This window comes from Curtobacterium sp. ER1/6 (assembly GCF_001742745.1).
Classification (GTDB): domain Bacteria; phylum Actinomycetota; class Actinomycetes; order Actinomycetales; family Microbacteriaceae; genus Curtobacterium; species Curtobacterium citri.
In genome coordinates, this window is the sequence record NZ_MJAK01000007.1 from 69,080 (window position 1) to 91,419 (window position 22,340).

Annotated in this window: 32 protein-coding genes; 31 read left to right on the plus strand and 1 reads right to left on the minus strand. The window is 69.6% G+C overall.

What is annotated here, in order from left to right:
- Window positions 1-523: 523 nt before the first annotated feature.
- The 23 genes from rpsJ (at window position 524) to map (ending at window position 13,022) form a co-directional block, all read left to right on the plus strand.
- Window positions 524-832 (plus strand): 30S ribosomal protein S10, encoded by a 309-nt coding sequence (gene rpsJ, locus Cus16_RS11530; protein ID WP_022903286.1) that lies wholly within the window; start codon window positions 524-526, stop codon window positions 830-832.
- A gap of 13 nt (window positions 833-845) precedes the next feature.
- Entirely contained in the window at window positions 846-1,499 is a 654-nt protein-coding gene (rplC, locus tag Cus16_RS11535; RefSeq protein ID WP_022906340.1) for a 50S ribosomal protein L3, read from the plus strand.
- 2 nt (window positions 1,500-1,501) lie between these two features.
- Window positions 1,502-2,161, plus strand: coding sequence for a 50S ribosomal protein L4 (gene rplD, locus Cus16_RS11540; RefSeq protein WP_069712803.1), 660 nt, complete (start codon window positions 1,502-1,504; stop codon window positions 2,159-2,161).
- The gene (rplW, locus tag Cus16_RS11545) at window positions 2,158-2,457 is read left to right on the plus strand and encodes a 50S ribosomal protein L23 (RefSeq protein ID WP_069712804.1); all 300 of its coding nucleotides are present in this window, start codon (window positions 2,158-2,160) and stop codon (window positions 2,455-2,457) included. The genes rplD and rplW overlap by 4 nt, the downstream gene beginning before the upstream one ends.
- Window positions 2,458-2,475: 18 nt before the next feature.
- Window positions 2,476-3,315: a 50S ribosomal protein L2 gene (gene rplB / locus Cus16_RS11550; protein WP_065960035.1), complete on the plus strand. Its 840-nt coding sequence runs from the start codon at window positions 2,476-2,478 to the stop codon at window positions 3,313-3,315.
- 11 nt (window positions 3,316-3,326) lie between these two features.
- Entirely contained in the window at window positions 3,327-3,608 is a 282-nt protein-coding gene (gene rpsS, locus Cus16_RS11555; RefSeq protein WP_017885529.1) for a 30S ribosomal protein S19, read from the plus strand.
- Window positions 3,609-3,633: 25 nt separating this feature from the next.
- Window positions 3,634-4,026, plus strand: a complete 393-nt coding sequence (rplV, locus tag Cus16_RS11560) for a 50S ribosomal protein L22 (protein ID WP_069712805.1) — start codon at window positions 3,634-3,636, stop codon at window positions 4,024-4,026.
- Entirely contained in the window at window positions 4,026-4,832 is an 807-nt protein-coding gene (gene rpsC, locus Cus16_RS11565) for a 30S ribosomal protein S3 (protein ID WP_069712806.1), read from the plus strand. The genes rplV and rpsC overlap by 1 nt, the downstream gene beginning before the upstream one ends.
- Before the next feature lie 2 nt (window positions 4,833-4,834).
- Complete coding sequence (gene rplP, locus Cus16_RS11570) at window positions 4,835-5,254, plus strand: 50S ribosomal protein L16 (RefSeq protein WP_065960031.1); 420 nt, start codon at window positions 4,835-4,837, stop codon at window positions 5,252-5,254.
- Window positions 5,254-5,574: a 50S ribosomal protein L29 gene (gene rpmC / locus Cus16_RS11575; RefSeq protein WP_065960029.1), complete on the plus strand. Its 321-nt coding sequence runs from the start codon at window positions 5,254-5,256 to the stop codon at window positions 5,572-5,574. Before rplP ends, rpmC begins: the two co-directional genes overlap by 1 nt.
- Window positions 5,574-5,858 carry a 30S ribosomal protein S17 gene (gene rpsQ / locus Cus16_RS11580; protein WP_066657023.1) on the plus strand — a complete coding sequence of 95 codons (285 nt, stop codon included), beginning with the start codon at window positions 5,574-5,576 and terminating at the stop codon, window positions 5,856-5,858. The genes rpmC and rpsQ overlap by 1 nt, the downstream gene beginning before the upstream one ends.
- Before the next feature lie 31 nt (window positions 5,859-5,889).
- Window positions 5,890-6,258: a 50S ribosomal protein L14 gene (gene rplN / locus Cus16_RS11585; protein WP_017885523.1), complete on the plus strand. Its 369-nt coding sequence runs from the start codon at window positions 5,890-5,892 to the stop codon at window positions 6,256-6,258.
- Window positions 6,259-6,261: 3 nt separating this feature from the next.
- Window positions 6,262-6,621 (plus strand): 50S ribosomal protein L24, encoded by a 360-nt coding sequence (gene rplX / locus Cus16_RS11590; protein ID WP_069712807.1) that lies wholly within the window; start codon window positions 6,262-6,264, stop codon window positions 6,619-6,621.
- Window positions 6,621-7,211: a 50S ribosomal protein L5 gene (gene rplE, locus Cus16_RS11595; protein WP_069712808.1), complete on the plus strand. Its 591-nt coding sequence runs from the start codon at window positions 6,621-6,623 to the stop codon at window positions 7,209-7,211. The genes rplX and rplE overlap by 1 nt, the downstream gene beginning before the upstream one ends.
- Before the next feature lie 179 nt (window positions 7,212-7,390).
- Window positions 7,391-7,789: a 30S ribosomal protein S8 gene (gene rpsH / locus Cus16_RS11600; RefSeq protein ID WP_069712809.1), complete on the plus strand. Its 399-nt coding sequence runs from the start codon at window positions 7,391-7,393 to the stop codon at window positions 7,787-7,789.
- A gap of 6 nt (window positions 7,790-7,795) precedes the next feature.
- Window positions 7,796-8,332, plus strand: coding sequence for a 50S ribosomal protein L6 (gene rplF / locus Cus16_RS11605; RefSeq protein WP_069712810.1), 537 nt, complete (start codon window positions 7,796-7,798; stop codon window positions 8,330-8,332).
- 2 nt (window positions 8,333-8,334) lie between these two features.
- The gene (rplR, locus tag Cus16_RS11610; RefSeq protein WP_066657014.1) at window positions 8,335-8,706 is read left to right on the plus strand and encodes a 50S ribosomal protein L18; all 372 of its coding nucleotides are present in this window, start codon (window positions 8,335-8,337) and stop codon (window positions 8,704-8,706) included.
- A gap of 5 nt (window positions 8,707-8,711) precedes the next feature.
- Window positions 8,712-9,482, plus strand: coding sequence for a 30S ribosomal protein S5 (gene rpsE, locus Cus16_RS11615; RefSeq protein WP_141718954.1), 771 nt, complete (start codon window positions 8,712-8,714; stop codon window positions 9,480-9,482).
- Complete coding sequence (gene rpmD / locus Cus16_RS11620) at window positions 9,482-9,667, plus strand: 50S ribosomal protein L30 (RefSeq protein ID WP_031273241.1); 186 nt, start codon at window positions 9,482-9,484, stop codon at window positions 9,665-9,667. Before rpsE ends, rpmD begins: the two co-directional genes overlap by 1 nt.
- Window positions 9,664-10,128 carry a 50S ribosomal protein L15 gene (rplO, locus tag Cus16_RS11625; protein ID WP_069712812.1) on the plus strand — a complete coding sequence of 155 codons (465 nt, stop codon included), beginning with the start codon at window positions 9,664-9,666 and terminating at the stop codon, window positions 10,126-10,128. The genes rpmD and rplO overlap by 4 nt, the downstream gene beginning before the upstream one ends.
- A 144-nt stretch (window positions 10,129-10,272) precedes the next feature.
- Entirely contained in the window at window positions 10,273-11,595 is a 1,323-nt protein-coding gene (gene secY / locus Cus16_RS11630) for a preprotein translocase subunit SecY (RefSeq protein ID WP_058728271.1), read from the plus strand.
- Window positions 11,592-12,182, plus strand: coding sequence for an adenylate kinase (locus Cus16_RS11635; protein WP_069712813.1), 591 nt, complete (start codon window positions 11,592-11,594; stop codon window positions 12,180-12,182). The genes secY and Cus16_RS11635 overlap by 4 nt, the downstream gene beginning before the upstream one ends.
- Before the next feature lie 9 nt (window positions 12,183-12,191).
- Window positions 12,192-13,022, plus strand: a complete 831-nt coding sequence (gene map, locus Cus16_RS11640) for a type I methionyl aminopeptidase (RefSeq protein WP_083263920.1) — start codon at window positions 12,192-12,194, stop codon at window positions 13,020-13,022.
- Window positions 13,023-13,097: 75 nt separating this feature from the next.
- Here map and Cus16_RS11645 read toward each other — a convergent pair whose 3' ends face one another.
- Window positions 13,098-14,393, minus strand: coding sequence for an LCP family protein (locus tag Cus16_RS11645; RefSeq protein WP_223246601.1), 1,296 nt, complete (start codon window positions 14,391-14,393; stop codon window positions 13,098-13,100).
- A gap of 267 nt (window positions 14,394-14,660) precedes the next feature.
- Between Cus16_RS11645 and infA the strand changes: the two genes are divergently transcribed.
- From infA to Cus16_RS11680, 8 genes are all read left to right on the plus strand, one after another.
- Entirely contained in the window at window positions 14,661-14,882 is a 222-nt protein-coding gene (gene infA, locus Cus16_RS11650; protein WP_017885509.1) for a translation initiation factor IF-1, read from the plus strand.
- Between the two features lie 70 nt (window positions 14,883-14,952).
- Window positions 14,953-15,069 carry a 50S ribosomal protein L36 gene (gene rpmJ / locus Cus16_RS16050; protein ID WP_022903266.1) on the plus strand — a complete coding sequence of 39 codons (117 nt, stop codon included), beginning with the start codon at window positions 14,953-14,955 and terminating at the stop codon, window positions 15,067-15,069.
- 139 nt (window positions 15,070-15,208) lie between these two features.
- Window positions 15,209-15,583 carry a 30S ribosomal protein S13 gene (rpsM, locus tag Cus16_RS11655; RefSeq protein WP_058728274.1) on the plus strand — a complete coding sequence of 125 codons (375 nt, stop codon included), beginning with the start codon at window positions 15,209-15,211 and terminating at the stop codon, window positions 15,581-15,583.
- 9 nt (window positions 15,584-15,592) lie between these two features.
- Window positions 15,593-15,991: a 30S ribosomal protein S11 gene (gene rpsK / locus Cus16_RS11660; RefSeq protein ID WP_017885507.1), complete on the plus strand. Its 399-nt coding sequence runs from the start codon at window positions 15,593-15,595 to the stop codon at window positions 15,989-15,991.
- Window positions 15,992-16,197: 206 nt separating this feature from the next.
- Window positions 16,198-17,193 (plus strand): DNA-directed RNA polymerase subunit alpha, encoded by a 996-nt coding sequence (locus tag Cus16_RS11665; protein ID WP_069712814.1) that lies wholly within the window; start codon window positions 16,198-16,200, stop codon window positions 17,191-17,193.
- 66 nt (window positions 17,194-17,259) lie between these two features.
- A complete protein-coding gene (rplQ, locus tag Cus16_RS11670) occupies window positions 17,260-17,826 on the plus strand; it encodes a 50S ribosomal protein L17 (protein WP_069712815.1) in 567 nt (188 codons plus the stop codon).
- A 155-nt stretch (window positions 17,827-17,981) separates the two neighbouring features.
- Window positions 17,982-19,109, plus strand: coding sequence for an FUSC family protein (locus Cus16_RS11675; RefSeq protein ID WP_069712816.1), 1,128 nt, complete (start codon window positions 17,982-17,984; stop codon window positions 19,107-19,109).
- 9 nt (window positions 19,110-19,118) lie between these two features.
- Window positions 19,119-22,319, plus strand: a complete 3,201-nt coding sequence (locus tag Cus16_RS11680) for a BTAD domain-containing putative transcriptional regulator (protein WP_069712817.1) — start codon at window positions 19,119-19,121, stop codon at window positions 22,317-22,319.
- Window positions 22,320-22,340 lie beyond the last annotated feature (21 nt).

A 22,340-nucleotide genomic window follows, 5' to 3' on the forward strand; every position in this document is an offset into this window, starting at 1 on the left:
CCGGCGGGCCAGGGGCTCCGCGATGGTTTCCCCGACCACCTCGCGGACGGGCGCGACGCGCCCGGGGTGCACCGTGCCTCCAGGCCGGCCAGAACCCCGCTGTTCCGGGCGAGCGCGCCGTCTGCGGGGCCGCCGACTGCCGCGACACGCCCGGGTTGCACGGATGGCCGTGCCTGTGCGAGACTTGTCCGGTTCCGAATTCCGCGGGCGTTCGCGCGCGCAGGATCACTGCTCTGGCAGTGCACAACCCCTCCGTCCAGCGGAGCTGGGCTGGGCCGCAGGCAGCAGAACACGATCGAGTCCCTCGTGAGCGCCTGGCCACTGCTGTGTCCGGGTGCGGGGGAAGCGACATGCCCACGCTGGACGGCCACGGTCGCCCTGCGCGGTTGACAGGAGAACAGCGGTCATCCCCCGAGGATGCGGCCGGTTGGTTCAGGAAAACAGCCAAGCCCTGCAGGAATGCACGGTGACGGCGGCGTCAGGCGGCCCGAGGGTGCGCGGCGCAGAGAGGACAGAGAGACACATGGCGGGACAGAAGATCCGCATCCGGCTCAAGTCGTACGACCACGAGGTCATCGACACGTCGGCCCGGAAGATCGTCGACACGGTGACCCGTGCCGGTGCGACCGTGGTCGGCCCGGTGCCGCTCCCCACCGAGAAGAACGTGGTCACCGTGATCCGTTCCCCTCACAAGTACAAGGACTCGCGCGAGCACTTCGAGAAGCGCACGCACAAGCGGGTCATCGACATCGTCGACCCGACGCCGAAGGCCGTCGACTCGCTCATGCGACTCGACCTCCCGGCCGACGTCAACATCGAGATCAAGCTGTAAGGGGGACCGACCAATGGCGAACTCAACCAAGACCGTCAAGGGCCTCCTCGGCAAGAAGCTCGGGATGACCCAGGTGTGGGACGAGAACAACAAGTTCATCCCCGTCACCGTGATCGAGGTCGGCCCGAACGTGGTCACCCAGATCCGCAACGTCGAGCGCGACGGCTACGAGGCGATCCAGATCGCCGCCGGCGCCATCGACCCGCGCAAGGTGAACAAGCCGGCCGCCGGCCACTTCGAGGCTGCCGGTGTGACCCCGCGTCGCACCCTCACCGAGATCCGCACCAACGACTCCGCCGAGTACAGCCTCGGCCAGGAGCTCACCGTCGACACCTTCGAGGCCGGCCAGAAGGTCGACGTCGTCGGGACGTCGAAGGGCAAGGGCTTCGCCGGTGTCATGAAGCGCCACGGCTTCGCCGGTGTGTCCGCTTCGCACGGTGCCCACCGCAACCACCGCAAGCCCGGTTCGATCGGTGCTTCGTCGACCCCGTCGCGTGTCTTCAAGGGCATGCGCATGGCCGGTCGCATGGGTGGCGAGCGTGTGACCGTCCTCAACCTCACGGTGCACGCCGTCGACGCCGAGAAGGGTCTGCTGCTCGTCAAGGGCGCCGTCCCCGGTGCTCGTGGCCGCTCCGTCTTCGTCCGCACCGCCGTGAAGGGTAAGTGATCATGGCCACCGAGACCGCAACCACGATCGACGTCCTCGACGCGACCGGAGCCGTCGCCGGCAGCATCGAGCTGCCCGCCGAGCTCTTCGACGTCGAGACGAACGTCCCGCTGATCCACCAGGTCGTCACCGCGCAGCTCGCCGCCGCGCGTCAGGGCACGCACAAGACCAAGAACCGCGGCGAGGTCCGCGGTGCCGGTCGCAAGCCGTTCAAGCAGAAGGGCACCGGCCGCTCCCGTCAGGGTTCGGTCCGCGCTCCGGAGCACACCGGCGGTGGCGTCGTCCACGGACCGACCCCGCGCGACTACTCGCAGCGCACCCCGAAGAAGATGATCGCCGCAGCCCTGCTCGGCTCGCTCTCGGACCGCGCCCGCGGTGGCCGCATCTCCGCGGTGGAGTCCTTCGTCGCGGCCGAGGCGCCGTCGACCAAGACCGCCCGGACGCTCATCGAGAAGGTCGCGCCCGTCAAGCACGTGCTCGTCGTGCTCGAGTCGGACGACGAGCTGACGCTCAAGTCGGTCCGCAACCTGGCGAACGTCCACGCGCTGTCGTACGGCCAGCTCAACGCCTACGACGTGCTCAAGGCCGACGCCCTCGTCTTCAGCAAGAGCGCACTCGACGCCTTCATCGCGTCGAAGACCGCGAAGGAGATCTCCGCATGAGCGGCTTCAACAAGGACCCGCGCGACATCATCATCTCGCCGGTCGTCTCGGAGAAGAGCTACGGCCTGATCGACCAGGGCAAGTACACGTTCATCGTGAACCCCCGCTCGAACAAGACCGAGATCAAGCTCGCCATCGAGAAGATTTTCGACGTCAAGGTCGCGAGCATCAACACGCTGAACCGCCCGGGCAAGACCCGCCGCACCAAGTTCGGCATGGGCAAGCGCAAGGACACCAAGCGTGCCATCGTGACGCTCAAGTCCGGTTCGATCGACATCTTCACGGCTGTCGGCTGAGGACCAGAGGGATAAATCATGGCTATTCGTAACTACAAGCCGACGACCCCTGGTCGTCGCGGCTCGTCGGTCGCCGACTTCGCTGAGATCACCCGTTCGACGCCGGAGAAGTCGCTGCTTCGTCCGCTGCCGAAGACCGGTGGCCGCAACAGCTCGGGCCGCATCACCACGCGTCACATCGGTGGTGGCCACAAGCGCCAGTACCGCGTGATCGACTTCCGTCGTCACGACAAGGACGGCGTGGACGCCAAGGTCGCACACATCGAGTACGACCCGAACCGCACCGCGCGCATCGCGCTCCTGCACTACGTGGACGGCACGAAGCGCTACATCATCGCGCCGAACAAGCTCAAGCAGGGCGACGTCATCGAGCAGGGCCCCGGCGCCGACATCAAGCCCGGCAACAACCTGCCGCTGCGCAACATCCCCGTGGGTACGGTCATCCACGCCATCGAGCTCCGCCCCGGTGGCGGCGCGAAGATGGCCCGTTCGGCCGGCGCCTCGGTGCGTCTCGTCGCGAAGGACGGCCCCTACGCGCAGCTCCGCCTGCCGTCGGGCGAGGTCCGCAACGTCGACGCGCGCTGCCGCGCCACCATCGGTGAGGTCGGCAACGCCGAGCAGTCCAACATCAACTGGGGCAAGGCCGGCCGCATGCGCTGGAAGGGCGTCCGCCCGACCGTGCGTGGTGTCGCGATGAACCCGGTCGACCACCCGCACGGTGGTGGTGAGGGCAAGACGTCCGGTGGTCGTCACCCGGTCAGCCCCTGGGGCCAGGCCGAGGGTCGCACGCGCAAGTCGAACAAGCCGAGCGACAAGCTCATCGTCCGTCGCCGTAACGCCGGCAAGAAGCGCAAGTAGGAGTTCAGAAGATGCCACGCAGTCTGAAGAAGGGCCCCTTCGTCGACGAGCACCTGCTCCGCAAGGTCGTCACGCAGAACGAGGCCAACACCAAGAACGTGATCCGCACCTGGTCGCGTCGCTCGATGATCGTCCCGAACATGCTCGGACACACGATCGCCGTGCACGACGGCCGCAAGCACATCCCGGTGTTCGTCACCGAGTCGATGGTCGGTCACAAGCTCGGCGAGTTCGCGCCGACCCGCACCTTCCGTGGTCACGTGAAGGACGACAAGAAGGGCCGTCGCCGCTAACGCGGGGACGAAGAGGAGGAACGAAATGGTGGAGTCGATCGCACGCGTGCGACACATCCGCGTCACGCCTCAGAAGGCCCGTCGCGTCATCGAGCTGATCCGCGGCAAGCAGGCCCACGAGGCCCTCGCCATCCTGAAGTTCGCCCCCCAGGCCGCTTCGGAGCCCGTGTACAAGCTGGTCGCCTCGGCGATCGCGAACGCACGCGTCAAGGCGGACGGCACGAACAGCTTCCTCGACGAGCGCGACCTCTACGTGAGCCGCGTCTTCGTCGACGAGGGCACGACCCTGAAGCGGTTCCAGCCGCGTGCACAGGGCCGCGCCTTCCGCATCAACAAGCGCACCAGCCACATCACGGTCGTCCTCGCGACGCCGGAAGAGGCCGAGGTCGCCGCGACGAGCAAGAAGGCGAGCAAGTAATGGGCCAGAAGGTCAACCCGTACGGCTTCCGTCTCGGGATCACGACGGACCACGTCTCGCACTGGTTCACCGACAGCACGAAGGCCGGTCAGCGCTACGCCGACTACGTGGCCGAGGACATCAAGGTGCGCGAGTACCTGAAGAAGACCCTCGACCGCGCCGGTGTCGCCCGCATCGAGCTCGAGCGCACCCGCGACCGCGTCCGCGTGGACATCCACACGGCGCGTCCGGGCATCGTCATCGGCCGCCGCGGCGCCGAGGCGGAGCGCGTCCGCAGCGAGCTGGAGAAGCTCACCAAGAAGCAGATCCAGCTCAACATCCTCGAGGTCAAGAACCCCGAGACCGAGGCCCAGCTCGTCGCGCAGGGCATCGCCGAGCAGCTCTCCGCTCGTGTCGCGTTCCGTCGCGCCATGCGCAAGGGCCTGCAGGGTGCACAGCGCGCCGGCGCCAAGGGTGTCCGCATCCAGGTGTCGGGTCGTCTCGGCGGCGCCGAGATGTCGCGCTCGGAGTTCTACCGCGAGGGCCGCGTGCCCCTGCACACGCTCCGCGCGAACATCGACTACGGCTTCTACGAGGCTCGGACCACCTTCGGCCGCATCGGCGTGAAGGTCTGGATCTACAAGGGCGACATCACGAACAAGGAGCTCGCTCGCGAGCAGGCGAACCAGCGTTCGTCGCGCCCCGAGCGTCGTGGCGGCCCGCGTGGCGAGCGCGGCGACCGTGGGGACCGCCGTGGCGGCGACCGCGGCGGCCGTCAGCAGCAGGCCCCGCAGGACGCGCCGGCCGGCGCAGGAGTTGAGGCGTAACCATGCTTATTCCCCGTCGAGTCAAGCACCGCAAGCAGCACCACCCGAAGCGCTCGGGCCAGGCGACCGGTGGCACCAAGGTGTCGTTCGGTGACTACGGCATCCAGGCGCTGACCCCCGCTTACGTGACCAACCGTCAGATCGAGTCCGCTCGTATCGCCATGACGCGTCACATCAAGCGTGGCGGCAAGGTCTGGATCAACATCTACCCGGACCGCCCGCTCACCAAAAAGCCGGCTGAGACCCGCATGGGTTCCGGTAAGGGCTCGCCCGAGTGGTGGGTCGCCAACGTCAAGCCGGGTCGTGTGCTCTTCGAGCTCTCCGGCGTCAGCGAGGACATCGCTCGCGAGGCGCTGACCCGTGCAATCCACAAGCTGCCCCTCAAGGCACGCATCATCAAGCGCGAGGAGGGCGACGCATAATGGCGATCGGTTCCAAGGAGCTCCGTCCGACGGAGCTCGACACCTTCGAGAACGAGCGTCTCGCTGACGAGCTGAAGAAGGCCAAGGAGGAACTCTTCAACCTCCGCTTCCAGTCGGCCACCGGCCAGCTGGAGAGCCACGGCCGTCTCCGTGCCGTCAAGCGCGACATCGCACGCATCTACACCGTCCTCCGCGAGCGCGAGCTCGGCATCCGTGCCACCCCCGCGCCCGTCGAGACCGCCACCAAGGCCAAGAAGACGACGAAGAAGGCTGACAAGCCCGCCGAGTCGACCGAGGCCGCTACCGCCGAGGAGAACTGATGGCGAACGAAGAGAACAACTCCGCCGCCTCGACCCGCGGCTACCGCAAGACGCGTCGCGGCTACGTGACCAGCGACAAGATGGACAAGACCATCGTGGTCGAGGTCGAGGACCGCGTGAAGCACGCGCTCTACGGCAAGATCATCCGTCGCACGTCCAAGGTGAAGGCGCACGACGAGCTCGGCACCGCCGGTGTCGGCGACCTCGTCGTCATCAGCGAGACCCGTCCCCTCAGCGCCTCCAAGCGCTGGCGCCTGGTCGAGATCCTCGAGAAGGCCAAGTAGGCCCCGGCCTGCTTCGGAATAGGAGACAGCAGTGATTCAGCAGGAATCCCGCCTGAAGGTCGCCGACAACACGGGTGCCAAGGAGATCTTGACCATCCGCGTGCTCGGTGGCTCGGGTCGTCGCTACGCCGGTCTCGGTGACGTCATCGTCGCCACGGTGAAGGACGCCATCCCCGGCGGCAACGTGAAGAAGGGTGACGTCGTCAAGGCGGTCATCGTTCGCACCAAGAAGGAGACCCGTCGTCAGGACGGCTCCTACATCAAGTTCGACGAGAACGCGGCAGTGATCCTCAAGGCCGACGGCGACCCGCGCGGTACGCGCATCTTCGGTCCGGTCGGTCGCGAGCTCCGTGACAAGAAGTTCATGAAGATCATCTCGCTCGCGCCGGAGGTGCTGTAAGCCATGGCGAACATCAAGAAGGGCGACCTCGTCCAGGTGATCACGGGCGCCAAGCAGGAGCGCGGCGGCGACCGTGGCAAGCAGGGCAAGGTCATCGAGGTCCTCAAGGACAAGAACCGGGTCGTCGTCGAGGGCGTGAACTTCGTCACGAAGCACGTCCGCGTCGGCCAGACGCAGCGTGGTTCGAAGACGGGTGGCATCGAGCAGCACGAGGCTCCGATCCACGTCTCGAACGTCGCGATCGTCGACCCGAAGACCAAGAAGCCGACGCGCGTCGGTTTCCGCATCGAAGAGGTGGAGAAGGACGGCGTCAAGAAGACCGTCCGCGTCCGCTACGCCAAGAAGTCGGGTGAGAAGCTCTGATGACCGACACGACTGCCGCGCCGGCGACCAAGGTCGAGCCGCGCCTCAAGCAGAAGTACAAGAACGAGATCAAGACCGCTCTCACCGAGCAGTTCGGGTACGCGAACGTCAACCAGGTCCCCGGCCTGGTCAAGGTCGTCGTGAACACCGGCGTCGGCGAGGCGGCTCGTGACTCGAAGATCATCGAGGGGGCCGTCAAGGACCTCACGGCGATCACGGGTCAGAAGCCGGTCGTGACGAAGGCCCGCAAGTCCATCGCGCAGTTCAAGCTGCGTGAGGGCCAGGCCATCGGCGCGCACGTCACCCTCCGTGGTGACCGCGCGTGGGAGTTCATCGACCGCCTCGTCACCCTCGCACTGCCCCGCATCCGCGACTTCCGCGGCCTGAGCGACAAGCAGTTCGACGGCAACGGCAACTACACGTTCGGTCTCACGGAGCAGTCGATGTTCCACGAGATCGACCAGGACCGCATCGACCGCGTGCGTGGCTTCGACATCACCGTCGTGACCACCGCGAAGACGGACGACGAGGGCCGCGCGCTGCTCCGCCAGCTCGGCTTCCCGTTCCGTTCGGCCGACCAGACGGTCTAAGATAGTCCGGGCGTTGCGGGCCGGAGGATTCACGTCCTCCGGCCCGCACGCACGAACACCGGCCGTCGGCGTCAGCCGCCGGCCTCCAGGTCTCCGGGAACCGCTCGGAGACCACCCGATCGCTCAGGTCGGCATTCGTGGAACGGGTGTCGAAACCAGGCGAAGAATGGACGACCATCATGACGATGACCGATCCGGTCGCAGACATGCTGACCAGATTGCGGAACGCGAACTCGGCGCACCACGACGCCGTCTCGCTGCCCAGCTCCAAGCTGAAGAAGAACATCGCCGACATCCTCAAGCGCGAGGGTTACATCAGCGAGTGGAAGATCGAGGACGCCCGCGTCGGGCAGACCCTCACGATCGACCTGAAGTACGGCCCCGAGCGCGAGCGTTCGATCGCCGGCATCAAGCGCGTCTCGAAGCCCGGTCTCCGGGTGTACGCGAAGTCGACGGAGATCCCCCAGGTCCTCGGTGGCCTCGGCGTGGCGATCCTCTCGACCTCGTCGGGACTGCTCACCGACCGTGAAGCCGAGCAGAAGGGCGTGGGTGGGGAAGTCCTCGCCTACGTGTGGTGACCGACAATGTCTCGTATCGGACGTCTTCCCATCGACATCCCCGCCGGCGTGACCGTCTCCGTCGACGGTTCGACCGTTGCGGTCAAGGGCCCGAAGGGCGAGCTCTCGCTCGTCATCGCTGAGCCCATCCAGGCCAAGGTCGAGGAGAACCAGGTCCTCGTCACGCGCCCGGACGACGAGCGCGAGTCCCGTGCCCTGCACGGCCTGACCCGCACCCTCATCGCGAACAACATCGTCGGCGTCACCCAGGGCTACTCCAAGGGCCTCGAGGTCGTCGGCACCGGTTACCGCGTGGCGGCGAAGGGCTCGAACGTCGAGTTCGCGCTCGGCTACTCCCACCCCATCACGGTCGAGCCGCCGGCGGGCATCAGCTTCGCCGTCGAGGGCAACAACAAGCTCACCGTGTCGGGCATCGACAAGCAGGCCGTCGGCGAGGTGGCTGCCAACATCCGCAAGCTGCGCAAGCCCGAGCCCTACAAGGGCAAGGGTGTCCGCTACGCGGGCGAGATCGTGCGCCGCAAGGCCGGAAAGTCAGGTAAGTGATCATGGCTCTCGGTATCCGAGGAAAGAGCAAGTCGGCCGCCAAGGCGCGCCGTCACAACCGTCTCCGCAAGAAGATCACCGGCACCGAGGCGCGTCCGCGTCTCGCCGTCACCCGGTCGTCGCGTCACGTGTTCGTCCAGGTCATCGACGACGCGAAGGGCCACACCCTGGCCAGCGCGTCGACGATGGAGGCCGACCTCCGTTCGTTCGACGGCGACAAGACGGCTAAGGCCCGTCGCATCGGCGAGCTCGTCGCCGAGCGTGCGAAGGCTGCCGGCGTCGAGGCCGTGGTCTTCGACCGCGGTGGGAGCAAGTACGCCGGTCGCGTCGCCGCGATCGCCGATGGTGCCCGTGAAGGAGGGCTGAACCTGTGAGCGACATCGCGAACAACAACGAAGCGGCCGAGACCGAGACCGCTCCTGCGGCCGAGGCGACGACCGAGGCCAAGGCCACGACCGGCAAGGAGGCGGACACCGCCGCCGTCGCCGAGCGTCCGGTCGAGACCGCCGCGGGTTCCGCGTCGAACAACCGCGACAACGCCGACCAGCGCGGCCGTCGTGGCGGCGGGCGTGACCGTCAGCAGGGTCGTGACCGCAACAACCGCGGTGGCGACAGCCAGTTCCTCGAGCGCGTGGTGACCATCAACCGCGTCTCGAAGGTCGTCAAGGGTGGTCGTCGCTTCAGCTTCACGGCGCTCGTCGTCGTCGGTGACGGCAACGGCCTCGTCGGCGTCGGTTACGGCAAGGCGAAGGAAGTCCCCACCGCGATCTCGAAGGGCGTCGAGGAGGCGAAGAAGAACTTCTTCCGCGTCCCGCGCGTCGGCAACACCATCCCGCACCCGGTGCAGGGTGAGGCCGCTGCCGGTGTCGTGCTCCTGCGTCCGGCCGCTGCCGGTACCGGTGTCATCGCCGGTGGTCCGGTCCGCGCCGTGCTCGAGTGCGCCGGCATCCACGACGTCCTGAGCAAGTCGCTCGGCTCGTCGAACACCATCAACATCGTGCACGCGACCGTCGAGGCGCTGCAGCAGCTCGAGGAGCCCCGCGCCGTCGCGAGCCGTCGTGGCCTCGACGTCGACCGGGTCGTCCCGGCGCGTCTGCTCCACGCCGAGGCCGCAGCACTGCGTGCCGCGACCGAGAAGGCAGGTGCGTGATGGCGATGCTGAAGATCACGCAGACGAAGTCCGTTATCAGCGAGAAGCAGTACCAGCGCGACACCCTGCGCAGCCTGGGCCTCAAGCGCATCGGCCGTACGGTCCTGCGTGAGGACAACGCCCAGAACCGTGGGTACATCGCGACGGTGGCGCACCTCGTGAAGGTCGAGGAGGTCGACGCATGAGCGACGAGAAGAACGAGCGCGTGCAGGTGCTGAAGCTGCACCACCTCCGCCCCGCCGCGGGCGCCAAGAAGGACCGCACCCGCGTGGGTCGCGGTGAGGGTTCCAAGGGCAAGACCGCCGGCCGTGGTACCAAGGGCCAGAAGGCTCGGTACCAGGTCAAGGTCGGCTTCGAGGGTGGGCAGATGCCGCTGCACATGCGCACCCCGAAGCTCCGCGGGTTCAAGAACCCGTTCCGTGTCGAGTACCAGGTCGTGAACCTGGACAAGATCGCGGAGCTCTACCCCAACGGTGGCGACGTCACCGTCGCGGACCTGGTGGCCAAGGGCGCCGTCCGCAAGAACGAGAAGGTCAAGGTTCTCGGTCAGGGTGACATCAGCGTGAAGCTCACGGTCTCGGTCGACAAGGTCTCGGCGTCCGCCGCCGAGAAGATCGCGGCTGCTGGCGGCACCGTCTCCCAGTAACCTCCGTCGGCGGCCCGTGCGTTTGCGCACGGGCCGCCGTTACGGTTTCCTTGACAGTGGCCGTCGTCCGACGGCCTGGTCGGCGCTGCCGACCGAACCGTGACGCCCGGTCGGGTCGCGCGGTCCCAGAAGTTCGGAGTCCTCGTGTTCAGAGCGGTCGCGCGCATCATGCGCACCCCAGATCTTCGGAAGAAGATCGGCTTCACCCTCGCGATCATCGCGCTGTTCCGCCTGGGGTCGTACATCCCCGCACCGTTCGTCGACTACGCCGCCGTGCAGAGCTGCCTCGCCAGCGCGTCGTCCTCCGGCGGCCTCTACGACCTGATCAACCTGTTCTCCGGCGGCGCGCTGCTGAAGCTCTCGGTCTTCGCGCTCGGCATCATGCCGTACATCACGTCGTCGATCATCGTGCAGCTCCTGCGCGTCGTGATCCCGCACTTCGACGCCCTCTACAAGGAGGGGCAGTCGGGTCAGGCGAAGCTGACGCAGTACACGCGCTACCTCACCATCGCGCTCGGTGTGCTGCAGTCGACCACGCTCATCACGGTCGCCCGCTCCGGCGCCCTGTTCGGCACGAACGCCTCGGCGTCCTGCTCGTCGATCATCTCGAACGACAGCTGGTACGCGATCATGCTCATGGTCGTCACGCTGACCGCCGGCACCGGCCTCATCATGTGGATGGGCGAGCTCGTCACCGAGCGCGGCATCGGCAACGGCATGTCGCTCCTCATCTTCACGTCGATCGCGGCGCAGTTCCCGTCGGCGCTCTGGGCCATCGAGCAGTCGCAGTCCTTCGAGCTCTTCCTGTTCGTGATCCTCGTCGGCCTGGTCATCATGATGGCCGTCGTGTTCGTCGAGCAGTCGCAGCGGCGCATCCCCGTGCAGTACGCCAAGCGCATGGTCGGTCGTCGCACGTACGGCGGCAACAACACGTACATCCCGATCAAGGTGAACATGGCCGGCGTCGTGCCCGTCATCTTCGCCTCGTCGCTGCTGTACCTGCCGGCCCTGGTCGCGCAGTTCAACCAGCCCTCCGACGGCACCGAGCCGGCCGCGTGGGTGACCTGGATCCAGAACAACCTGACCTCGGGTGACAACTGGTTCTACATGGTCCTGTACTTCCTGCTCATCGTCGGGTTCACGTACTTCTACGTCGCGATCACCTTCAACCCCGAAGAGGTCGCCGACAACATGAAGAAGTACGGCGGCTTCATCCCGGGCATCCGGGCCGGTCGCCCGACGGCCGAGTACCTCGACTACGTCCTGACCCGGGTGACGTTGCCCGGCTCGCTCTACCTCGGTCTCATCGCGCTCATCCCGCTGGCAGCACTGGCGCTGTTCGGCGCGAACCAGAACTTCCCGTTCGGCGGCGCGAGCATCCTCATCATCGTGGGTGTCGGTCTCGAGACCGTGAAGCAGATCGACTCGCAGCTGCAGCAACGTCACTACGAAGGGCTTCTCCGTTGAGCGCACGTCTCATCATCGTCGGACCTCCCGGAGCCGGGAAGGGCACCCAGGCCGGTCGCATCGCGGAGGGCTTCGGCGTCCCCGCGATCTCCACGGGTGACATCTTCCGCAAGAACGTCTCCGAGGGCACGCCGCTCGGGGTACAGGCGAAGGCGATCATGGACGCCGGCGACTACGTGCCGGACGAGCTGACCAACGAGCTCGTCAAGTCCCGCCTGGCCGAGGCGGACGCCGAGCAGGGCTTCCTGCTCGACGGGTACCCCCGCACCGTCGGCCAGGTGGCGTACCTCGACGCGCTCCTCGCCGAGCAGGGCACCGGGATCGACGCCGTCGTGCAGCTCGTCGCCGACCAGGACGCCCTGGTCGAGCGCTTGCTCAAGCGCGCGCAGGACCAGGGTCGCACCGACGACAACGAGGACACCATCCGTCGTCGCCAGCAGGTCTACACGGAGCAGACGGCGCCGATCGTCGCGGCCTACGCGGAGCGCGGGCTCGTCGTGGACGTCGACGGTCTCGGCGGCATCGACGAGGTCGGCGACCGCATCCAGGCGGCCCTGACGTCCCGCGGGCTCACCGCGGGCGTCTGAGTCCGCGCCGTGCGCCGTCGGAAGCCGTCGATCTACAAGTCGCCCGAGGAACTCCGGGCGATGGTCCGTCCGGGGCTGCTGACCGAGGCCGCGCTCACCGCGGTCCGGGAGGCGCTCCGGCCGGGGGTCACCACGGGTGAGCTCGACGCGATCGCCGAGCGGACGATCCGCGACGGTGGCGGCATCCCGAACTTCCAGCTCGTGCCGGGCTACCGGCACACGCTCTGCGTCTCGGTGAACGACGAGATCGTGCACGGGATCCCCGGCGACCGCGTGCTCCAGCCGGGCGACATCGTGTCGGTCGACGCCGGTGCCGAGGTGGACGGGTGGAACGGCGACAGCGCGTTCACGACGGTGCTGCCCGGTGGTGACGCCCCGCTGACCGCGGCCCGCCAGACGCTCAGCGACACGACCGAGCGAGCACTGTGGCACGGCATCGCGGCCCTCGCCCACGCGCGCTCCCTGAACGAGGTCGGCGCGGTCGTCGAGGACGCCGTCGACGAGACCGGCGCGTGGGGCATCGTCGAGGACTTCACGGGGCACGGCATCGGCCGCTCGATGCACGAGGAGCCGCCGGTCTTCAACTACCGGGTCCGCGGTGCGGGTCCGGCGGTGAAGCCCGGTCTGGTGGTGGCGATCGAACCGATGATCACCGCCGGCACGATCGACAGCTCGACGGACGACGACGACTGGACGATCCGCACGCTCGACGGTTCGGACGCGGCGCACTGGGAGCACTCGGTCGCCGTGCACGCGGACGGCATCTGGGTCCTGACCGCCACCGACGGTGGGGCCTCCGGACTCGTGCCGCTCGGCGTCACGCCCGTCCCGGTCCCGTAGCGCGCGTCCGCCCCCCGGTCGTACCGGCCTGGAGGCGCGCCCCGCCGTGGAACGGCGGGGAACCTCCGCAAGGTGTCAGTTCCCGACCGTGCAGGTCTGCTCGGACGCGGCCTGTCCGGAGATGCTCGACGGCAGCGGCGTCGCGCTCGGAGCGGTCGTCGTCGTCCCGCTGCCGCCCGACCCCGTGCTGCTCGACGGCGCGGTGCCGGTCGCCGGGGACTGGCTCGACGGTGCCGTACCGGTGGACGGAGCGGTGCCGGTGCTCGGCGTCGGCGCGCTGCCGGCCGTCGGGGACTCCTCCGAGGCCCGCCCGGTCGTCGAGTCGGACAACGACGTCCTCCGGTCCTCCTGCAGCGCCACGTTGAGCGCGTGCGCGGGGTCCGTGGAGACGAGCACGTGCGCGCTGTCCTGCGGGTCGTCGACCACCGGGTACTGCACGAACAGCATGTTCGCCGTGCTCATCCCGCGGAGGGTGGAGGCGAGGCCGACGAGGGTCCGGGTCTGCGCGAGCCCGTCGGAGAGCGTCATGTTGCCGAGGGCGGCGCCGGCGAGCTTGTAGAGCGTGACCGGGTTCGACAGGGTGCCGTCCGAGGTCACCTTGCGGAGCAGGGCGGAGAGGAACACCTGCTGCGAGCTGATGCGGGCGAGGTCGCTCGAGTCGCCCACACCGTGACGGCTGCGCAGGAAGGCGAGGGCGTCCTGCCCGGCGAGGGTGTGCTGCCCGGCCGAGAGCTGGAGGCCGGTGTACGTGTCGTCGATGGGCTTGGCCACGCAGACGTCGACGCCACCGAGGGCGTTCGACATCGAGACGACGCCGTCGAAGGTGATCAGCCCGGCGTAGGGGATCGTGAGGCCGGTCAGGTTCTCGACGGTGTCGACGACGCAGGAGAGCCCGCCGTGGCCGAGGGACTCGTTGAGCAGTTCGCCGTCGGAGGCCGGGTAGGTCGTCCCGGTCTCGGGGTTCGTGCAGGCCGGGATCGGGACCTCGAGGTCGCGCGGGAAGCTCACGGCCGTGAGCTGCTGGTGGTCCTGGGAGATGTGGACGAGGATCGTGACGTCGTTCCGGGCGCCCTCGACCTTCTCGTCGGAGTCGAACTGCCCGATCCGGGTGTCGCTCCCCACGATCAGGATGTTCGCGCCGCCCTTGATCGCGGTGATGTCGGCGGTCTTCGCCGTGTGCTGGTCGTCCGAGCTCAGCTCGACCGTGTGCGGTGCCGCGGCGAGTTGTGCGCCGGCGATCGCCGCGACGCTCGTCCCGCTGACCAGGACGACCGCCAGGGCCGACGCCACGAGGCCCAGCGCGGTGCCCCAGCCGCGGTGGCGGCGCAGGCGGCCGTGACGGGCGAGGGGGCGGCGGGGTGCGTGGGGCACGGGGACTCCGATCAGTGGTCCGGCACGGGGCACGGACGTCGATCGCCAGGCTACGGGCGGACCCGGGGCGGGGAACCGGGAAGTCGCCGACGGTCCACTGGGGAACGCTCAGCCTCGTGGCGCGTGACCGGAGGGACTCGGCACTTGGTAATACCGCCGCCATCACATAGGATCGACCTTTGGTGTGCCATGCCCTTCGGCGTGGCGCCCGACCCGCAGACCGGCTCGGGGATCACACCGGTAATCCAACCAAGCGACAGTGAGGCTATGGCCAAGAAAGACGGCGTCATCGAGATCGAGGGCTCGGTGCTCGAAGCTCTGCCCAACGCGATGTTCCGCGTTGAGCTGACCAACGGACACAAGGTCCTCGCGCACATCTCCGGGAAGATGCGCCAGCACTACATCCGCATCCTCCCCGAGGACCGCGTGATCGTGGAGCTGAGCCCGTACGACCTGACCCGCGGCCGGATCGTCTACCGCTACAAGTGATCCGCGAGCTGGAAAGGAACGGCTCGGCGAACCCGCCGGGCACGAAGCCAGCGAGCACGAGGAAACAACCATGAAGGTCAACCCCAGCGTCAAGCCCATCTGCGAGCACTGCCGAGTGATCCGCCGGAAGGGCCGCGTCATGGTGATCTGCAAGAGCAACCCGCGCCACAAGCAGCGCCAGGGCTGAGCTCCCAGCAGGACCCACAACTCAACACTGAACACGCAGTACCAGATCCCGTGGCTCCGGCCGCGGGGGACACCTCGGGGCGGAGGCCCGGGCACCGGTACTGCGCCACACCTCCATCGACAACAGGAGCAGCCAGCACATGGCACGTCTAGCAGGCGTCGACATCCCGCGCGAGAAGCGCGTGGAGATCGCACTCACGTACATCTACGGCGTCGGCCGTACCCGCGCGGTCCAGGCACTCGCCGAGACCGGTATCTCCGGTGACATCCGCGTCAAGGACCTGACCGACGACCAGCTCGTCGCCCTCCGTGACTTCATCGAGGGCAACTTCAAGGTGGAGGGTGACCTCCGCCGCGAGGTCGCCGCCGACATCCGCCGCAAGGTCGAGATCGGTAGCTACGAGGGTCTCCGCCACCGTCGTGGTCTCCCGGTGCGTGGTCAGCGCACCAAGACCAACGCGCGTACCCGCAAGGGACCGAAGCGCACCGTGGCAGGCAAGAAGAAGGCCCGATAGGAGATCATCATGGCTACCCCCAAGACTGCCGCGCGCAAGCCGCGTCGCAAGGAGAAGAAGAACGTCGCCGTGGGCCAGGCCCACATCAAGAGCACGTTCAACAACACCATCGTCAGCATCACCGACCCGTCGGGTGCCGTCCTCAGCTGGGCGTCCTCGGGTGCCGTGGGCTTCAAGGGTTCGCGCAAGTCGACGCCGTTCGCGGCGCAGCTCGCCGCCGAGTCCGCTGCGCGTCAGGCGCAGGAGCACGGCGTCAAGAAGGTCGACGTCTTCGTCAAGGGCCCGGGCTCGGGTCGCGAGACCGCGATCCGCTCCCTGCAGGCCGCCGGCCTCGAGGTCGGTTCGATCAACGACGTCACCCCGCAGGCGCACAACGGCTGCCGCCCGCCGAAGCGTCGCCGCGTCTGACGCGAGGAGCAACCGGCCGTTCCCCGCTCGTCCCCTGACCGGGGCGAGCGGGGCCGGCCATTCCTGGTCGTTCGATCGCGGACGGGTGGGCCGTTCCGGTCCGCCCGTCCGCGTGATCACAACTCAACAGACCCGTCGGGGCCCGGTCGGCCCCGTCGTACCGCCGAGTGTCATATAGCGGACACTCCGCCGAAAGGAATCCCACAGTGCTCATTGCACAGCGCCCCACCCTGACCGAGGAGTCGATCTCCGAGTACCGCTCGCGCTTCGTCATCGAGCCGCTCGAGCCGGGCTTCGGTTACACCCTCGGCAACTCGCTGCGCCGCACGCTCCTCTCCTCGATCCCCGGCGCGGCTGTCACCAGCATCCGCATCGACGGCGTCCTCCACGAGTTCAGCACCGTCCCCGGTGTCAAGGAAGACGTCACCGAGATCATCCTCAACATCAAGAGCCTCGTCGTCTCCAGCGAGCACGACGAGCCGATCACCGCGTACCTGCGCAAGCAGGGTGCCGGTCAGGTCACCGCGGCGGACATCTCCGCCCCGGCCGGCGTCGAGATCCACAACCCGGACCTCGTCATCGCGACCCTGAACGACACCGCGCGGTTCGAGCTCGAGCTGACGATCGAGCGTGGCCGCGGCTACGTGTCGGCGACGCAGAACCGTTCCGAGTTCAGCGAGGCCGGTCAGATCCCGATCGACTCGATCTACTCGCCGGTCCTCAAGGTCACCTACCGCGTCGAGGCGACGCGTGCCGGTGAGCGAACGGACTTCGACCGCCTGGTCGTCGACGTCGAGTCGAAGCCGGCGATCACGCCGCGCGACGCCATCGCGTCGGCCGGTCGCACGCTGGTCGAGCTGTTCGGTCTCGCCCGCGAGCTGAACACGGCGGCCGAGGGCATCGAGATCGGCCCCGCGCCGGTCGACGCGGTGCTCTCGAACGAGCTGCAGACCCCGATCGAGGACCTCGACCTGTCGGTCCGCAGCTACAACTGCCTCAAGCGGGAGGGCATCAACACGGTGTCCGAGCTCGTCGCCCTGTCGGAGACGCAGCTCATGAACATCCGCAACTTCGGTCAGAAGTCGGTGGACGAGGTCAAGGACAAGCTCACCGAGCTCGGCCTGTCCCTCAAGGACACCGTCCCCGGATTCGACGGCGCCCACTTCTACAGCGGGTACGACGAGGACGAGTCCAACAACTGACCTCGCGCTCACGCGCACGCGCACCGATGAGTCGGTGCGCACCACCATCACCACTGGAGAACTGACATGCCGAAGCCCACCAAGGGCCCCCGCCTCGGTGGCGGCCCCGCCCACGAGCGCCTGCTCCTGAGCAACCTCGCCAACGCCCTGTTCACGCACGGCCGCATCACCACCACCGAGACGAAGGCCAAGCGCCTCCGTCCCGTCGCCGAGCGTCTCATCACGTTCGCGAAGCGTGGCGACCTGCACGCGCGCCGTCGCGTCATCGCGCAGCTGCGTGACAAGTCCGTCGTGCACACGCTGTTCACGGAGATCGCGCCGCAGGTCGAGGACCGCCAGGGCGGTTACACCCGCATCACGAAGCTCGGCTTCCGCAAGGGTGACAACGCGCCGCTCGCCTCGATCGAGCTCGTGCTCGAGCCGGTCTCGGGCAAGCCCGCCCCGGTCAAGCGCGACGCCGCCCCGACCGCTGCCGCTGCGCCGGTCGCGGACGAGACGCCCGCCGAGGAGACCCCGGTCGACGAGACCGAGACGACCGAGGAGTCCGCTCCCGTCGAGGCCGAGACCGAGACCCCGGCTGCCGCCGAGGTCGAGGCCGACGCCGCTGCCAAGTCGGACGACGCAGCCAAGTAGGTCCAGCACCACCACACGACGGAACCCCCGCGACGCACGTCGCGGGGGTTCCGTCGTGTCCGGGGGCGACCACGGGCGGACGGGAGGCGCGCGCCGGTCGTGCGCAGCGCCTCCCGTCCGCCCTCACAGCCGACCGCGCCTACGGTGATCCCGTCATGGCACGAGCAGAACGGATCACCGGCGCGGGGCGCCGACTGTGGCAGTGGAGCCGCGACTCGGGGACGCAACCGCGCCTGCTCCTCGCGGCCAAGGCCGCGATCGCCGCCGTGATCGCGTGGACCCTCGCCAGGTACGCGCCCGGCGTCGCCGCCGAGTACCCGTACTACGCCCCGCTCGGGGCCATCGTCGCGATGCGGACGACGGTGTTCGCCGGCATCCGCGCGGGCGTGCAGACGCTGGTCGGCATCACGCTCGGGATCCTGATCGCCGGCTTCACGATGCTCGTGGACGCCCCCGGGGTCGTCGCCGTGGCGCTGGTCGTGGGCCTCGGTGTCCTCGTCAGCGGCTTCCGGATCCTCGGCGAGGGGTACTCCTGGGTGCCGATGGCGGCGCTGTTCGTGCTCCTCATCGGTGGCGGCAACGCCGAGGGCTACTCGTTCGCGTACGTCGTGCAGATGGCCATCGGGATCGCCATCGGCCTCGCGGTGAACTTCGCGATCGTGCCGCCGCTGCACTTCTGGGACGCCGAGCGCCGCATCGACCAGGTGAACGCGGTGCTCGCGCAGCACCTCGACGACCTCGCGGACGTGCTCGACAAGGGGGAGCCGGACACGCAGGCCTGGGACCGGCAGCAGGGGCGGCTCGACAAAGCGATCGCCGACGTGCGGGACCGGGTGTCGGTGGCGCAGGAGAGTCGTCGGATGAACCCGCGCAGCGCCCTCCGTGGCTCCCGCGCCCGGCTGGCGACGGACGGGGCACGCTTCCGCGCGCTCGAACGGGCGGCCTGGTACACGACGGACCTCACCGAGCTCGTGGCACGGTCCGGTCCGGTGGCCGACAACATCGGCCGGCCGGACCCGGCGTTCGCGGAGCCGATGGCCGGTGCGCTGCGCCAGGTCGCCTGCGTGGTGCGCGGGGACTGCCCGGAGGACGAGGGCGACGAGGCGATCGCACGGCTCGAGGAGGCGCTCGACGCCAGTCGCTCGAACCCGTCGCACGTCACCGTGACGGCGAGTGCGATCGTGGCGCTGCGCGGGATCCTCGAGTCGGAGAAGCGGGCGACGGAGGACGTCGACACGAAGACCGGGCCGTTCGGCCGCTCGACCGGCGGTCACGCTCACTAGGATCGGGCCGTGCCCGTCGCCCCCCGTGTCGCCGTCCTCGGACCGGTCACCGTCGCCGGTCCGGACGGCACGGCGCTCCCGGTGCCCGGAGCGCTCGCCCGGTCGTTCCTGACGGCGCTCGTGCTCGCACCCGGGCACGCGCTCGGCACCGATGCGCTCATCGACGAGCTGTGGGGCGACGACCGGCCGAAGGGTGCCCGGGCCGCGCTGCAGACCCTCGTCTCGCGCCTGCGCCGCACGACCGCGGACGGCCTGGTCGTCTCGACGAGCACGGGGTACGCACTCGGCGGCGACCCGGACGGCGTCGACCTCGTGGCCGCTGAACAGGCCGTGCACGACTCCGACCCGACGACCGTGCGCACCGCGCTGGACCGCTGGCGCGGCACCCCGGGCGCCGACGTCGACGGCGACCTCGGCACCGCGCTGACCGACCGGGCTGCGACGACCGAGCACGCCCTGCGTCGGCGGCTCGGCGCGCTGCTGCTCGCGGACGGGGACACCGGTGCGGCGGCCACGATCTGGGTCGCCGAGGCCGAGGCGTCGCCCTACGACGACACCGCGGCGGCGGGGGCGATGCGGGCGCTCGACGCGGACGGTCGCACGGCCGAGGCGCTCGCGGTGTTCGCCGCGCACCGGGAACGCCTGGCGGACGGGCTCGGCGCAGACCCGTCCGGCGAGCTGGTGCGGCTCAACGCCGAACTGCTCCGGCGGTCCGTGGCCGCCGACGACCCGGTCCGGCGGGTCGGCCTCCGCGTCGCGCCGAACGAGCTGGTCGGACGGCAGGACGACCTCGCCGCGGTCTCGGGGCTCCTCGACGAGCACCGCCTGGTCACCGTGCTCGGCCCGGGCGGGCTCGGGAAGACCCGGCTGGCGCAGGCCGTCGCCGGGGCGCTGCCGGCCACCACGGGCGTCGTCGTGTGCGAGCTCGCGCCGATCGGCGACGGGCAGGACCTGCTGCCCGCGCTCGGTGCGCTGCTCGGGATCGCGGAGGTCCGGTCGGCGCGGATGCTCCAGGACGCCGTCGTCACCGACCTGTGGAGCCGCGTGGTCCGGGCCCTCGACGACGGGCCGACGGTGCTCGTCCTCGACAACTGCGAGCACCTGCTGCACGACGTCGCCCGCTGCACCGCCGACCTGCTCGCCGCCGTGCCGGGTCTCCGGGTCCTCACGACCTCGCGGGCACCGCTCGCGATCGCGGGCGAGGTCGTCGCACCGCTCGGACCGCTGCCGGTCGAGGCCGACGGTGCGGCCGTTCGGCTCTTCACCGAGCGCGCCCGTGCCGCCCGCCCCGGTGCCGTGCTGCCCGTCGACGCGGTGCGCCGGATCTGCACCCGGCTCGACGGCAGCCCGCTCGCGATCGAGCTCGCCGCGGCCCGGATCCGCGGCATGTCCGTGGACGAGGTCGAACGCCGGCTCGACGACCGCTTCGCGCTGCTCCGCGGTGGCGACCGCAGCGCGCCGGAGCGGCACCGCACCCTGCTCGCGGTGATCGAGTGGAGCTGGCGGCTCCTCGACCCGGGGGCGCAGGACCTGCTCACCCGGCTCGCGCTCTTCCCCGACGGCGTGGCGGTCGACGCGGTCGAGGCCGTGGCGGCACCCGACCGGCGTCCGGACGCGCTCGACGACCTCGCCGAGCTCGTGGAGCAGTCGCTCGTGCAGCTCGTCGAGCTCGAGGGGGAGCCGGTGCGCTACCGGCTGCTCGAGACCGTCCGCGAGTTCGGGGCCGCGCGCCTGGCCGAGCGCGGCGCGACCGGGACGGTCCGGACGGCGATGACCGCCTGGGGCCGTGCGCTGTCGTCGACGCGGAACGTCTTCGCCCTGGGTGGCCCGCAGCAGTTCGTCGCCTTCACCGAGGTCCGGCGCGAGGCCGACAACCTCGTGACGCTGCTGCGCTGGGCCCTCTGGGCGGACGACGTCCCGACGGTCACGCAGGTGTTCGCCGCCCTCGGCGGCTACTGGACGCTGCGCGGGCTGCACCGCGAGGTCGTCGCCGTCGCACCCGACGTCGTCGCGGCGCTGCGGTCCCGCGAGCCGGACCCGGCGGACCGCACGGCCGCGGTCACCGGACTCGTGCTGTGTGGCGCCACCTCGGCGTTCTCCGACCTGCGGACGACCGCACGGGCCGTCTCCGGGCTCCGGCGCCTGCACCGGGTCGGCCGTGCCGACCACCCCGTGGTCGACGCGCTCGCCGAGCTCCTGCTCACCGTCGGACGCCCCGGGCCGGCCACCGCGTTGCTCGCCCGGCTCCGGGACGACCCGGACCCGGCGCTCGCCTGCCTCGGGAACCTGCTCAGCGCGCCACTCGCCGAGAACGCCGGGGAGCCGGCCGAGGCGCTCCGCTTCGCCCGGCGGGCCCAGGAGCTGTCGCTGGGCACCGGCGACGTCTGGACCACCGGGACCGGCTCGACCACCCTGACGCAGCTGCTCGCCCAGTCCGGCCGCTACCGGGAGTCGCTCGCCGCGGCCGTCACCGCCCGCGAGCACCTCGAGCTGTTCGGCGCTGAGGACGACCTGTACGAGATCGGGTGGACGGTCGGACTCGCGTCGGCGGCGATCGGCGACGTCGAGCGCGCCCGGTCGATCGCCGCGGACCTGCGACACCGACCGACCGGCGGCCGGGGTGGCTTCGACGACCGGGGCCTCATCGCGGTCCTCGCGGTCGCGATCACCGCCGAGTGCGCCCGCCACGAGGGGGACTTCGCGACGGCCGCCGCCGGGTACACCGAGGCGTGGGACGTCGTGCAGCCCGGCCGGGGGAGCGCCGCACACTGGGCGCTCATGGCGGGGGCCGCGCGGATCGCGGCGGTGGACGAGGCGGCGGCGGCCCGGTCCGGCGGTGCCGCCACGGGCCTCCCGGCTGCCGAGAGGGCCGTCGCCCGCCGCATCCGGGTCGGCGCTCTCGTCCAGCTGCGCCTGCGGGACGCCCGCCGGGACATGCCGGTGATCGGGACGGCGCTCGCCGGGCTGGCCGTCGCCTCCGCGCGGACGGGTCGCCCGGCGACGGCGGCGGCGTGCTGGGGTGCGATCAGGAGGATCGGGTCGCGGCAGGACTTCGCGGTCCTCGCCCACGACCGGTTGCGGCGGCTGCTCGTCGAGGTCGTCGGCGAGGCCGCGATGACGGACGCCGAGGCGGCCGCGGCCGGCTGGGACCGGACCGAGGCCGCCTCGCGGGTACGGACGCTGCTCGAGGACGCGCGGTTGCCCGCCTGAGCCCCACGACCGCCTGAGCCC